Origin of the sequence: Chryseobacterium sp. CH25, from assembly GCF_004119455.1 — a bacterium.
GTDB lineage: Bacteria > Bacteroidota > Bacteroidia > Flavobacteriales > Weeksellaceae > Chryseobacterium.
Window position 1 is genome coordinate 48,747 of sequence record NZ_NRQT01000004.1, and the last position, 13,787, is coordinate 62,533.

14 protein-coding genes and 1 riboswitch are annotated in these 13,787 nt (G+C 35.2%); of the genes, 4 read left to right on the forward strand and 10 right to left on the reverse strand.

Annotated features, from left to right (window positions below):
• The first annotated feature begins 111 nt into the window (after positions 1-111).
• From BOQ64_RS10975 to BOQ64_RS10985, 4 genes are all read left to right on the forward strand, one after another.
• Entirely contained in the window at positions 112-1,125 is a 1,014-nt protein-coding gene (locus BOQ64_RS10975) for a secretion protein (RefSeq protein ID WP_228448323.1), read from the forward strand.
• Entirely contained in the window at positions 1,119-1,406 is a 288-nt protein-coding gene (locus BOQ64_RS23860; RefSeq protein ID WP_228448324.1) for a T9SS type A sorting domain-containing protein, read from the forward strand. Before BOQ64_RS10975 ends, BOQ64_RS23860 begins: the two co-directional genes overlap by 7 nt.
• Positions 1,407-1,654: 248 nt before the next feature.
• A riboswitch (cobalamin riboswitch) is annotated at positions 1,655-1,832 on the forward strand.
• Between the two features lie 32 nt (positions 1,833-1,864).
• A complete protein-coding gene (locus BOQ64_RS10980) occupies positions 1,865-3,697 on the forward strand; it encodes a TonB-dependent receptor plug domain-containing protein (protein ID WP_129055211.1) in 1,833 nt (610 codons plus the stop codon).
• A gap of 20 nt (positions 3,698-3,717) precedes the next feature.
• Positions 3,718-4,797, forward strand: coding sequence for a hypothetical protein (locus BOQ64_RS10985; RefSeq protein ID WP_129055213.1), 1,080 nt, complete (start codon positions 3,718-3,720; stop codon positions 4,795-4,797).
• Positions 4,798-4,958: 161 nt separating this feature from the next.
• On the opposite strand, the gene BOQ64_RS10990 is transcribed toward BOQ64_RS10985, so the two are convergent.
• The 10 genes from BOQ64_RS10990 to BOQ64_RS11035 all read right to left on the reverse strand — a co-directional run bounded on the left by BOQ64_RS10990 (position 4,959) and on the right by BOQ64_RS11035 (position 13,786).
• Complete coding sequence (locus BOQ64_RS10990) at positions 4,959-6,380, reverse strand: CCA tRNA nucleotidyltransferase (RefSeq protein WP_129055215.1); 1,422 nt, start codon at positions 6,378-6,380, stop codon at positions 4,959-4,961.
• 37 nt (positions 6,381-6,417) lie between these two features.
• A complete protein-coding gene (locus BOQ64_RS10995; RefSeq protein ID WP_129055217.1) occupies positions 6,418-6,762 on the reverse strand; it encodes a nuclear transport factor 2 family protein in 345 nt (114 codons plus the stop codon).
• A 107-nt stretch (positions 6,763-6,869) separates the two neighbouring features.
• Complete coding sequence (locus tag BOQ64_RS11000) at positions 6,870-7,418, reverse strand: L-threonylcarbamoyladenylate synthase (RefSeq protein WP_129055222.1); 549 nt, start codon at positions 7,416-7,418, stop codon at positions 6,870-6,872.
• A gap of 275 nt (positions 7,419-7,693) precedes the next feature.
• Positions 7,694-8,122 carry an IS200/IS605 family transposase gene (gene tnpA / locus BOQ64_RS11005; protein WP_129055224.1) on the reverse strand — a complete coding sequence of 143 codons (429 nt, stop codon included), beginning with the start codon at positions 8,120-8,122 and terminating at the stop codon, positions 7,694-7,696.
• 282 nt (positions 8,123-8,404) lie between these two features.
• A complete protein-coding gene (locus BOQ64_RS11010; RefSeq protein ID WP_129055226.1) occupies positions 8,405-8,917 on the reverse strand; it encodes a DinB family protein in 513 nt (170 codons plus the stop codon).
• A gap of 114 nt (positions 8,918-9,031) precedes the next feature.
• Positions 9,032-9,478, reverse strand: coding sequence for a GNAT family N-acetyltransferase (locus tag BOQ64_RS11015; RefSeq protein ID WP_129055228.1), 447 nt, complete (start codon positions 9,476-9,478; stop codon positions 9,032-9,034).
• 7 nt (positions 9,479-9,485) lie between these two features.
• Positions 9,486-9,962, reverse strand: a complete 477-nt coding sequence (locus tag BOQ64_RS11020; protein ID WP_129055230.1) for a DUF4440 domain-containing protein — start codon at positions 9,960-9,962, stop codon at positions 9,486-9,488.
• Positions 9,963-9,981: 19 nt separating this feature from the next.
• The gene (locus BOQ64_RS11025; RefSeq protein WP_129055231.1) at positions 9,982-11,121 is read right to left on the reverse strand and encodes a cystathionine gamma-synthase; all 1,140 of its coding nucleotides are present in this window, start codon (positions 11,119-11,121) and stop codon (positions 9,982-9,984) included.
• 117 nt (positions 11,122-11,238) lie between these two features.
• Entirely contained in the window at positions 11,239-11,562 is a 324-nt protein-coding gene (gene gldC / locus BOQ64_RS11030) for a gliding motility protein GldC (protein WP_045499959.1), read from the reverse strand.
• 25 nt (positions 11,563-11,587) lie between these two features.
• The gene (locus BOQ64_RS11035; RefSeq protein ID WP_129055233.1) at positions 11,588-13,786 is read right to left on the reverse strand and encodes a thioredoxin-like domain-containing protein; all 2,199 of its coding nucleotides are present in this window, start codon (positions 13,784-13,786) and stop codon (positions 11,588-11,590) included.
• Between the last annotated feature and the right edge of the window lies 1 nt (position 13,787).

Here is a 13,787-nt window from a genome sequence, read left to right on the forward strand (position 1 = left end):
AATTCACGAATTGTGAAAGCCTATTTCTTTTGTGTGGTTAAATATAATATTAATATTGTTTCTGTTGGTTTTGAAAATTAAATATAATCATATATGAGAAATTTTTACAAAATGTCAATCAAATTACTTGCTGCCTGTTTCTTTTTTAATTTTAGTGTGGCGGAAGCTCAGCTTACAGTAATGGGACTCGGAAATTATAATGTAGGTGCCGTTTCTGATAAAGGAGTAGTAAGTATGCATACCAGTGGCGGAGGAATCTATATGTGGACAGCTGCTACCGGAATTGTACAGATAGGATCCATCTCAAATGGATATCCGGCGGCAGGGAGAACAGTTGTATCTAACGATGGAAATACAATTGCATCATCATTAACCAATGCTGTAACAGGTTTTAATGAGATTTCAACTTATAATGTAATTTCGTCAACCTGGGTAAACAAAGGAGGTCTTGTTCCTACCGGTTGGGACGGAAGTGTAAGTTCTACATGGGGAATGTCTCCCAGTGGAAATACAATTGTAGGATTGGGCTGGCTTACCGCATCAAACGCTCATGCGGTGAAATGGGATGAAACAAATGGAGTGGTGGATCTGGGAAGTATGGTAAGTGGAAGAAGCTCGAGAGCAAATGCCATAAGCGGAGACGGAACTGTTGTAGTAGGGTGGCAGGATGAGGCCACGGGAACCAGAAGTGGTGCCAAGTGGGTAGATGGTGTGGAAAGTTTCATTACAGACAGCAATGGGAACAATGTAGGGGAAGCAGGAGCCGTTTCTACAGACGGGAATACGATAATAGGTGCGGCAAATCCCAATCCTTATGTTTGGAAGGCAGGAACAGGGGTAACTTATATAACCCATCCTAATGCTTCATTTTCTTTTAAAGGTGGAGCAACCGGAGTCTCTGGAGATGGATCAACAGTTATAGGATATTATCGGGCGTTTGGAGCACCACCGATGTCCGGAGAAGGGTTTATCTGGACTGAAGCTAGTGGACGAATTAACCTTAATGATTATGCAGCAAGTTTAGGCATTAATACTAATGGAGTGACGATGGGGCTTCCTTTGGCTATATCTCAGGATGGAAAAAAAATAGCAGGTATGGGAATGAATGCTTCCAATCAATGGTAGCATTTTATCTCGAACTTACAGGATTCTTATCCGTAAACGATCGTATAAAAGATAAAAATACAATAGGTATTTATCCTAATCCGGTAGCAGATAATTTATACATTAAAGGAATGGGTAATCCTGAAAAGGCAGAAGTTTATAATATGGTAGGGCAAAAAGTAAAGTCATTCACAGCTATTGAAAATCAGATTGATGTATCGTCTTTGCCAAAAGGAAATTATATAATAGAGCTTTCAGAGAAAGGAGGTAAACAGCAGAGCTATAAATTCATTAAAAAATAAAAAAAGCAAATTTTAATAATAGTTATACCATGAATGGCTGTTTTCAATATTGAAAGCAGCTGTTTTTTGTACATCATTGGAATAGGAGTGTCGGAAATTTTTATTAAAGTGTAAATACTATAAAAGATAGCATTGTAAAGGGGATTATTATAGCTGTTTTTGTTGATGGACACTTTGATACTTTCCAACTCCTATTTTCTTTATTATCAGCCATGTCATTCACTTTTTGTCTAATACATTTAAAAAGCTATCTTTGCAAAAATTTTGGTTTCCAGTATATTGGAATGAAAAGGGAATTGGGTGAAACTCCCAAACTGTCCCCGCAACTGTAAATCGCTATAAAAATTTCTGTACACAGCCACTGTATACAACGGGAAGGCACAGAAAGCGAAAGTCAGGAGACCTGCCAGAATCATAATCAAAAAAACATGTTGCTTTCGGAGGAAAAGTAGAATGATATGAATATAAAAAGATTTCTAGCACTGTTTTTGTCATCTTATGGCAGTTTTCTTTTCGGGCAGGAGAAGATGGTTGATACTATCTATATTTTCGACAGCCAGATGAACAAGGTGAAACAGTTTCATCCTGTAAAAGTAATTAATACAGAGGATGTTCAGAAAAATTCAAGTAACCTTTCCGAATTATTAAGATATCAGTCTGCTATTTATATCAAAGAAAACGGACGTGGGGCAACTTCTTCACCTTCCTTCAGAGGAACTACAGCTCAACAGACATCTTTTGTCTGGAACGGGATTAATATTAATTCCAATTTTCTGGGTCAGGGAGACGTGAATAATATTTCCCTGTTCGGATATGATCAGATCGGAATAAAAGCCGGTGGGGGAAGTGTTACTTATGGTTCCGGAGCTATTGGAGGTACTATTCATATGGATAATAGCCTTCATTTTAATCAAGGATTTCACGGGACTTTCTTTTCAGAGGCAGGATCTTTTAATACCTATAATAATTTCGTTAAAGGTTCTTACAGCAACAATAAATTCAGCTTTAAAGCTTCCGGAAATTATTCTATCAGTGAGAATGCTTACGAGGTAAATAAAAAACCTCAGAATTATATTAACCGTAACGGAGAGTACTACAATACAAATTTTAATATTGCAGCAGCTTATAAACTGGCTCCCCATCATCAGATTTCATGGATTTCCGAGTGGTTTAACGGACAACAGCATTTTCCCATTCTTTTTGAAAGCGAAACAAAAACGAAATACCAGACTCAAAACATCAGAAGCCTGATTTCCTGGGACTGGAATACAACAAAGTTTAATAATTCCTTTAAAGCCGCTTATACGGAAGAAAATTTCGAATATTTTAATGATATAGACAGACCTAAATTCAGTAGTGGAACAGGAAAAAATTATATTCTGAAGAATGATTTCAATTATTTTCTCAATTCAAAGTGGAACTTCAATATCATTGGAGAATACCAACTGAATAAAGGAGAAGGTTATGGATCAGGAATAGATAAGGTAAACCGGAATATGGGTTCTGTAGCTGGATTGGTAAGGTATCTTCCTACATCAGATTTACGCCTTGAAGCCGGAGTAAGACAGGATTTTGTGGGGATAACCAAATCTCCTCTTTTATTTTCTTTTTCAGGAAAATGGAATGCTGTAAGCTGGTATAATCTAGGACTGAGTATTTCAAGGAATTTCAGAGCTCCTTCTTTCAATGATTTATATTGGAAACCGGGTGGAAATGAAGATTTAAAGCCGGAAACTTCTTATCAGTTTGAACTGAGAAATCAGTTTAAAGCAGGTGATTTTAAACTTTCTCTGGTTCCTTATTATTTAGATATCAAAGATATGATAAGATGGCTTCCTACTTCCTTTGGTTACCATAGTCCTGTAAATACGGATCACGTAAGATCTTATGGAGTGGAAACTCAGGCAGAATTTACTAAACGCTTTGGAAAACATTTCCTGAATGTAGGTTTAGGATATACTTACACAAATTCTCAGGACCTGGAAAAGAAAAAACAGCTGATGTATGTTCCTTACCATAAATTTACCGGAAATCTTGATTATAGATATGAATTTATAAAGGTATATGTTCAGGGATTGTTTACCGGACTTACTTATACCGATTCCAACGAAAAGAAAAGTGAGGCCCTGAAAGAATATTTCGTTATGAATGCCGGAGTTGGAGCCACGATTTTAAAGAATTATACACTAGGCTTTAAAGTCAATAATATTTTCAATCAGACTTATTATACCATGTTTGCTTATCCGCTACCGGGAAGAAATTACAGTGTAAACTTAAATATCAACTTTTAAAAAATAAAATTTAATACATTATGAATATCAAAAGAATTTTACCTCTTGCATTTGCTTCAATGATGCTTTTCAATGTTTCTTGTAGCAGTGATAGTGATTATATAGAGGCTATTGAGAAACCTCAATCTGGTCTTTATGAAAACGGAATTATTGTTTCTAATGAAGGAGGGTTTACAAAACCTACTTCCGATCTTACTTTTATCAGTAATAACCTGGGTACGGTGTATACAAATATCTATTCTGGTAATAACGGAGGAGAAGTTTTCGGGAAGGTACTTCAGAGTGTAGGTTTCAGTGGAGATAAAGCATATCTTGTTGCCAATGTTCCTAATAAAATTGATATTGTAAACCGATACACATTTAAAAAGCAGGCTACAGTAACAGAGAGTCTTGATGGTCCGAGATATATTGCATTCTCAGGGAATAAATATTTTGTAACAAATAATAATTTTGCAGGTAAGCAGAAACTTAATGCTTACAATGTTGCAGATAACGTTTATTTCGGTAGCATGGGATTTCCACGTTATGCTGAAAAAGTAGTGGCAGCAGAAGGTAATATCATTGTACAGACAGATGGTATTGGGTATGAAACTACTCCACCTTATAACTCATATGCAACAGGTTATACAATCACGGTTGTAAATCCTGCTACAATGATTAACCCTACCACGATTACATTGCCTGCTAAAGGAATTATTAGAGACCTTATTGCTTATAATGGAATTGCTTATGTGTTAGTTTCTGATACAACAGATTCATATATTTATAAAATCAACTCAGCAGCAGGAAACTATACAACAACAACCCTTGCAGGAATTGCTGATGCTCAGAAACTGAGAGCTGATAAGAATAACTTTTATTTTATCACAGGTTCCAACAATATTTATAGTATGACTGTTGGTTCTTCTTTCGTTTCTAAAGTTCCTCTTGTTAAGGCAACAGGTAATGTATATGGTTTTGATGTAATTGACGGTAGAATTTTTGCATCAGATGCAAGCTTTACGGAAGACAGTAAGGTGAATGTCTACAGTGCATTGGATGGGACTCTATTGAAGACCTTTACTGCAGGTGTTGGAACAAACGGTTTCTATAAAAACTAAAAATTACGCTTCGGCGTATATAAAATAATTTTTTATTTTTTCATCATTTGTGTTTTTTCCGGGCGGGTTCTTAGAACCCGCCCGGCTTTGGTATATACTTCATTGAAGCATAAAAAAAGCTGGATAAAATATCCAGCTTTACATTTTCTATTGAGTAAAAATCAGCTCATTTTTAATCCAAGTTTTTCGGCTTCGGCAATAACAAACTGGGTTGCTTCTTCCTTTTCATTGGCAATTTCGCCTTCAAGGATAGCTTCTTTTACCTTTTCTTTTAAAATACCAATTTCACGGCCCGGCTGAAGTTTAAACATCTCCATAATCTCTTCTCCTGTAATAGGGGGCTGGAAGTTTCTTACCTGATCTTTTTCTTCTACCTCTTTGATCTTCACTGCTACATATTCAAAGTTTTTCTTGAATTTCTCCTGCTTTTTAGAGTTTTTAGTAGTGATATCTGCCTTGCAGAGGGTAAACAGATCTTCAAGATCTTCTCCGGCATCAAATAGAAGCCTTCTTAGAGCAGAATCTGAAGCATCATCCGTAATCAGAGCAATAGGTCTGGAAGAAAGTTTTACCATCTTCTGAACATATTTCATATCGCTTCCTAAAGGCAGTTTCAATCTCTGGAAAAGAGTTTTTGTCATTTTGGAACCTAGGAATTCATGTCCATGGAATGTCCACCCTGTGCCTTCCACAAATTTTTTAGTAGGTGCTTTTCCTATATCGTGAAGCAATGCAGCCCAACGGAGCCAAAGATTGTCGGTATTCAGAGAGATATTATCTACAACCTCAAGAGTGTGGTAGAAATTATCTTTGTGGGTTTGTCCTTCCACTTCTTCTACACCTTTCAGTTCAATTAATTCAGGAATAACAAGCTTTAAAAGTCCTGTCTGTTCCATTAATTTTAACCCCACGGATGGTTTTTCAGAGAGCATGATTTTGTTGAATTCCACCATGATTCTTTCCATAGAAACAATCTTGATTCTTTCTGCTTCCTGCTTAATAGCTTCCAAAGAATTCTCTTCAATGGTAAAACTTAGAGTGGACGCAAAACGTACAGCTCTCATCATCCTCAACGGATCATCAGAATAAGTTTGAGCCGGTTCCAATGGTGTTCTTAAAATTTCTTTTTCAAGATCGCTAATTCCATTAAAAGGGTCAATCAGTTCTCCAAAATTATCTTTATTCAGAGAGATAGCCATCGCATTGATGGTGAAATCTCTTCTTTTCTGATCGTCTTCCAGGGTTCCGCCTTCTACTTCAGGTTTTCGGCTGTTTTCTGTATAGCTTTCTTTTCTGGCGCCTACAAATTCCAGCTCAAGATCTTTATATTTAATCATGGCTGTTCCATAGGTTTTAAAAACAGAAACCTTTAATTTTGGATCAATATCCTGAGCTACATTCTGAGCAAGTTCAATACCGCTCTGTTCCGTAACAAAATCAATATCTGTAGAAGCTTTTCTCTTCATCAGAAGATCACGAACATATCCACCAACAATGTATACAGACTGGTTATTCCTTTCTGCGGCTTCAGAAATTATTTTAAAAAGTTTTAAATTCTTATTTTGAGTAAGATTAATTTTCATCGTTTATAATAGCGTCAATTTCTACCAATGCCGATCATTAATCATAATGAGCGTACATTCTACTTATTTTTCCTTCTTCATTGAAAAACATCACTTCTACAGCGTGTTTATCCATGATAGACTTATAAAATAATGCTACAGAACCTACTCCTGCTGTGGAATGAATCAGATCAAAATGAAGATCCGGAAACTTCTCCAGCGCCTTTCTCCAGTATTCACGAACAGCTTCTTTTCCTTTTAAAGAACTTTCTTTTCCTCCGGTGGCCATAGCAATCATGGGAGTGGTAATTTCAATATCATCAGAATAGTGGGAGAGGATATTCTCTAAATCATGAGAGTTCCAGACATTTACCCATATTTGAGCGAATTCTTGATGATTCATAGCATATACTTTACGAGTTGGATTTTGCAAAGATAGAATTAAAAAAAAGAAATCCTGCCGATATACACAGACAAGACTCTAAAAAATGAACAGATTGATACCGGATTTTATTCTCTAAGAACTTTTATCCTGTTATCACTCCATATTTTAATAACGGAAGATCCTGAGTATTTTGATACTTTATCTCTGTCTTCTTCCACAGCATAATCTACAAGACTGATGATTTCCGGAGAAATATCCGAAAATTTCAACGGACTTTTATCACCACTGAAATTAGCAGATGTAGATACTAAAGGTTTATTTAGTTTAGTAATAAGTTTTTTACAGAAGTCATTCTTTACCAATCTGATTCCGATGCTGCCATCTTCTGCAAGAAGTTCTTTAGGTAATCCTCTTGGGTTTTCATAAACAATCGTTACCGGTTTTTCACTTAAGTCAATAATTTCCCAGGCCATTTCCGGAACATCCACCAAATCCTGAAGCCTTTTTTCAGACTCTACCAGAATAATCATGGACTTGTTTTTTTCGCGTTTTTTGATATCAAAAATCTTATTGACAGCTTCTATATTGGTAGCATCACAACCAATTCCCCAAATGGTATCTGTAGGGTAAAGAATGGTTCCGCCGGATTTTAGTATTTCAATAATAGGTTCCATATTTTATGTACATTCAAAACAATGGATAAAGGTAGAGAATATATGAACTTTGAACAAAAAAATGAGGATAAAAAGGATTGTATTTTGATCGTTTTTTAAGTTTTGGCTAAAGCCAATAGATTGGATATGAATTTTAAAAGACGGGCTAAAGCCCGTCCCTATTGATGTTTTATGTGTGTAAATAATTTTTCGGCATTTGATCAAATTCAATAGGAATGGGCTTTAGCCCATTCAAAAATAAATACAACCTCTATCTGGCTTTAGCCAAAACTTACTTACATTTTAAAATTATATTTTTCAATAAATTCCTGATATTCCTCTGCAAAGCTCTTTTTCTGGTGATTTTTTTCCTGATTTTTGATATAATTTCTCACCGTATCTAATTTGTGTTCGGATACAGAAACAGCAAAGTATTCGTCCTGCCATGAAAATTTATCTTTGGTGAGTTGCTGTTTATTGATCCAATAAGATGATTCTCCCTTTAGTAATTGTACAACTTTTTCTATATTCTGATTGGATCCTAAAGAAATTAAACAATGACAATGATCTGAATATCCATTAATCATGTCCAAAAATATTCCTTTTTCTGAAGCGTATTCTTTGATGTGTTTCCACACTTTTATTCTTAGATCGAATGTATTGAGATAGGGCGTTCTGTTTCTTGTTGAGAAAACTAGATGAACGTAAATTTTGATAAATGACATTTGTGTTGTTTTTATCAAAAATAATGTTTTTAAATTAAGCTTTGGCTAAAGCCAATGGATTTGATTTGAAATTAAAAGACGGGCTAAAGCCCGTCCCTATTGATGTTTTTTATATATGTAAATTATAAATTTCTTATTATCTATGAACGGAAAAATAAGCATCGAATCATATTGTCCAAAATAATTTTTACGGTATTTTATCAAATTCAATAGAAACGGGCTTTAGCCCGTTTAACAATAAATAATTTATTCCATTGGTTTTAACCAAAACTTATTATTTCATCACATCCATCCCAATTTCGATAAATACCTCTCCTCAATAATATTAAGATGGTGGTAATTGTGTCCAATAATCAATTTTGCTATAGTCTCTACTGAAATTTCATGACCATTAGCTGTTCCGATGTTTTGTAAAGCGGCCGGATTCATCGTTTCAATTAAAATCTGAGAGGATTTTCTTACCAATTTATATTCTTCCAATAAAGATTCCAATGATCTTTCACTAGCAAAAGACTTTTCTGCATATTCATTTTCATCAAATCCGGGAAGGTTGTTTTTATCACCTCTTGCAAAAGCGAGGATTCTGTATTGGAAAACTCTTTCTGTATCAGATAAGTGGAGAAGTAATTCTTTTAAGGTCCATTTTCCTTCAGCGTAAGCGAATTTTGATTGCTCTTCAGTAAGATTAGAGTAAATTCCTACAGTTTTTTCTTCTGATATTTTTAATTCAGCTAACCAATCTGAAGATGGAATCTGATCTAAATATCTCTGTATGTATTTTTGAAAATCTGTCATGTTGTTTTTGGGTTATAAGTTAGGGGGCGAGTTAATGAGATTCGGGTTTCGGGTTTTTGAGAATGAAAAATAGTAGGTTATAATATTTATTACTCATTATCCATTACTTATTGCTTATGAATTGCTCCACTCATAAAAATTCACGGAATCATAGAGTTCAAAACCACAGGCAGGATAAAGTTGGTTACCTACATCATTGCCTTTTCCTGTTTCGAGAAGGATTCCACAGGCGTTTGAAGCTCTGCATAGTACTTTGGCTTCTTCAATAAGTTCCTTGGAATAACCTTTTCCCCTATGATTGGCATTTACGTACAGATCATTCAGCAGCCAATAACGCTGCATTCTGGTAGATGAAAAGATAGGGTATAGTTGTACAAAACCAGTCAGGATTCCATTTTCTTCTGCTATAAAAATTTCAGAATCTTTATTTTTAAGTCTTTCCTGAAGAAAATCTGAAGCAGCAGGAATGTCGGATGACTTGTGATAGAATATTCTGTATTGATCGAACAGTTCAGCCAGTTGAGGTAAATCTGCAATGACTGCTTTTCTCGTATTTTTCATAGGTATACTAGTGATTATAGCTCAGAACACGCTTCAGTTTCCATTGGTTATTTTCCAAAATCCATAAATGGGTAAATTTTGCCTGTCCTGTTTTATTCCATTTTCCGTTGGTGTTCTCGAAAAATTCGTGGTTGCCTTCCTGAATGAAGCCGTATAGTGTTTTGTTATTGTACATTGGATATACCAACATACTGTTCGGAATAAGCTCGCGTTTTACTTTTCCGGGTGTACTGCAGATATTGTTTTTAACAGATGCTACGAAAGCCTCTTTTCCTTTGGAGACTCCGCCTACATCATGATAAAACTCAAGATCATCACTGATAATGGTATTATAATGAGAAGGATTACATTTATTAAACCCTTCTTTGAATATCAAACTATCCAATTTCTTTGCGGTCAGATACAAATCATCGGTATTTTTAACCTGAGAATATATACACTGACTGAAAAAGCTTAAGAAAATAAAAATATAAGCCCTTCTCATTATTGTTTATTTTAAGATGTTAGGAAAATGCTTTTTCCAGATCTGCAATAAGATCATCAGCATCTTCAATACCAACGCTTAAACGTACAAGGTCATCAGTGATGCCCAATTCAGCACGTTTTTCAGCTGGGATAGAAGCATGGGTCATTAAAGCAGGGTGGTTTGCTAAAGATTCCACACCTCCTAAAGATTCAGCCAATGTGAATACTCTTACTTTTTCAAGGAACTTGATAGCATCTTCTTTCTTTCCTGATTTGAAAGTGAATGAAACCATTCCTCCAGATTCCTTCATCTGAGATTTTGCAAGCTCATATTGAGGGTGAGACTCTAATCCCGGATAAATTACTTTATCTACTGCCGGATGAGTTTCAAGATATTTTGCTACAGCAAGTCCGTTATCAGAATGTCTCTGCATTCTTAATGCCAATGTTTTGATTCCTCTTAAAACAAGGTAAGAATCGTGAGGTCCTAAGATACCACCACTTGCAAACTGAATGAAGTGAAGTTTGTCACCTAATTCAGCATCTTTAGCAATAAGAGCCCCTGCAATAACGTCAGAGTGTCCTCCTAAATATTTGGTTGCAGAGTGCATTACGATATCAGCTCCCAGATCAATTGGTCTTTGAATATAAGGAGTTGCGAAAGTATTGTCTACAGCTACTAAGATATCTTTTCCTTTAGCAATGTCTACTACCGCTTTGATATCTACTAATTTCATTAATGGGTTAGTTGGTGTTTCTACCCAGATCAGTTTTGTTTTATCTGTAATGACATCAGCAATTTTAGAAACATCATCAAAATTCACAAACGTGAACTTCAGCTGATATTTTTCAAAAAGTCTCGTGAACATTCTGTAAGTACCACCATAAAGGTCATCTACAGCAATTACTTCATCACCTGGGTTTAATAATTTCAAAACACAGTCGATGGCAGCAAGACCAGAACCGAAAGCCAAACCTCTCGCTCCGTTTTCGATGCTTGCTAAAGAGTCTTCTAACGCCTGTCTTGTAGGGTTGGCAGCTCTTGAATATTCATATCCGGAGTGTACTCCAGGGCTTTTCTGTGCAAACGTAGAGGTTAAAAATACAGGAACGTTTACAGATCCCGTTGCAGACTCATGATGCTGCCCTCCGTGAATTACTTTGGTATTAAAATTCATATTTATATAATTTGATAATTTTAAAATAGGGTAATTTGAAAATTAGTTTTTATAGTGTTACAAAAAGTAGTCCTTTTATTTTTCAAATTCTCAAATTACCTCATTCTCAAATTGTTTTTACTTTATCGCTGATTTTACAGCAAACTCTTCCGCAACTTCTTCCAACCATTGTGCCACATCCTCTTCTCCGGTTGCTCTTTGGTAAGTATTTCCCAGGGAAACTAAAATCTGGTGGATAAACATCTTCATCTGATCTACAGGCATTTCTTTGGTCCAAAGATCGATTCTTAAAGCCTCCATTGTTTTATCATCCCATACAGAGATCATAGTAGCCTTTGTTTCCTCCTTTTCAACACCTCCATCCTGAGCATTCCATGTAATATTTTCCGGAACGTGGTTTTCATCCAGCTCTACATCTATCGTAATCTGAGTTTTTCTCATATCAATCTAAAATTTTTCAGCAAAGTTAATACTTCTTCAGCTTATCCAAAATTTCTACGAAATTATCTTCATCAGGAAATGGAGTATTTAGGTTGAAAACTTTACCTGCAGGATCTATAATAATAAATCTTGGAATGGATTGAATTTTATATTTGTTCATAAACTCAGCAGCATCAGCCAGCCAGAACTGAGGGACTTTTGACGGTTTCGTTTTTAAATAATTCTGCCATTTGGATTGGTTTTCATCCAGACTGATTGAAATAAACTGAATATTATCAGAATAACGGTATTGGTGGCTTCTTGTATCAAATACCGGACGAATCTGCTTACAAGGCCCACACCAGGTTGCCCATAAATCAATAACCACATATTTTCCCCTGTATTCTGATAGAAGATGATATTTTCCCTGAGCATCAAGGAATTTTAGATCCGGAAATTGTGCTCCTTTTTGAGAAATATTAAGCTGTTCAAGTTTGGATGCAGTTAATTTTTTATAATCAGTATGGTTGAGCAACTTAAACTCTCTGGCAAAAAGCTGATTTCTGAAAATACTGTCAGATTCCAGCTCCATACTTTTTACAAGATGTTTAGTGAGTAGACGATCTTTATCAATATTGCTGGGGAGAGCATTTAATTTTAGAAAAAGAATACTGTCCGGATTGGATAATCTTTCTTTATCCGTAAGCATTTGATCCAGTTTATACTGTAGATAATCTTCATTTTTGCTTAACAGAATGGTTGGTTTTATAATTCTAGCATTCAGTTCATTTAAAAATACTTTTGGAGCGGCAAATTTAGGATCGTCCCAAGAGGTCATTTTTCTGTAATTACTAATTTCATTCAAATACTGAATAGCCAATAGTTGTTTTCTGTATGCTAAGTATTCATCAGATAATGCATTATTTTCACTATCTGTATAGTGGCTAAGTCTGTCAATATTCTTTTCCCAGTCAGTTTGTGCCAGTTCATAGAATTTTTTCGGATCATCATTATATTTTTGTTGTTCAATAGAGTAAGAAAACTCATATCCGAATCCATCTTCTTGATTTTTATATTCCTGTTCTGCAGATCGGTTAGAGGTAAGAAAATACTTAATGTTGGAAGCATTACAACGGATATCAAAGTCAAAATGATCACCACTTCCCATCATGAAATCAATTCTTTTGGTACCAAATTCGAGACTATACTCATCAAATGGAATTTGTTGTTTGGTTTCCCATGTGAAGATTCCGTTTTTAAGAGGTATACTGCCGATTTTTTTATGAAAATCTTTAGAGAAGATCTTTACAGAATCTATTTTCAGGTCAGTTTCAATTTTTCCCTGTACCAATACTCCAGTGCCTTCGCTCGTATAAGATTTAGGTTTCTGTAAAAGAAAAAATGCTCCCGCTGTTATAAGAAGAAATACAGATGAATAAGCGATCTCTTTTTTAGTATTCAAAAAAGCTGTTTTAAAGCCTTTTCCCTTATACCAGAAATAACCAACGATAACAAATACAATGGCCCAGAATATACTTAAGTATTCACTGTAGGTAATAAAATGATTCAGACTTTTAATATTGGGCGCTTTTGAGAGAATATAGAGTGAATTATAAGGACAAAATGGAAGTGTAATTTTTTGAACCAAAGAAAATATATTGACAATAAGCCCCAGAATCCCTAACAGAAAAGCCCAGATAAACCCAGGAAAAGCAACAGACACACACAATTGAAGCGCTGCAATTCCCAATACGGCAACACACAGCCTTATGAAGGTCTTTAAAATCCAGATTATATCAAAAGTAAGCAGTTTTACCTCACTGGGATGAATATAGTAATCTAATAAAGAAAACAGAATAGTGAATCCTATGTAAGATGCAATACACAGAAAAGTTAAAGCCAATACAACCAGGTATTTTGAAAAATAAAGCTGGAATTTACTGATAGGTTGAGTTTCCATCAGCTGCCAGCCATTATTTTTATGATCGGTTTGGGCAATTCTGTTGGCTGCAATTACAATATAAAGCAGAAGAAGGAACATCGAAAATGCTTTAAAATTATCATTGATGGTGTCTTCAAAAACAGAATAAGGAAGATCTTCTGAAGTAAGGAATCGTGGATTGTAAATTTGGAATAAAAAACCTGTAACAGGAAGTAAAAGTCCCATAATTAACGCCAGATATACCAAACCCAGCCCCTTTATTTTCAGCCATTCGGTATTGACTAATGTGATTAATTTTTTCATT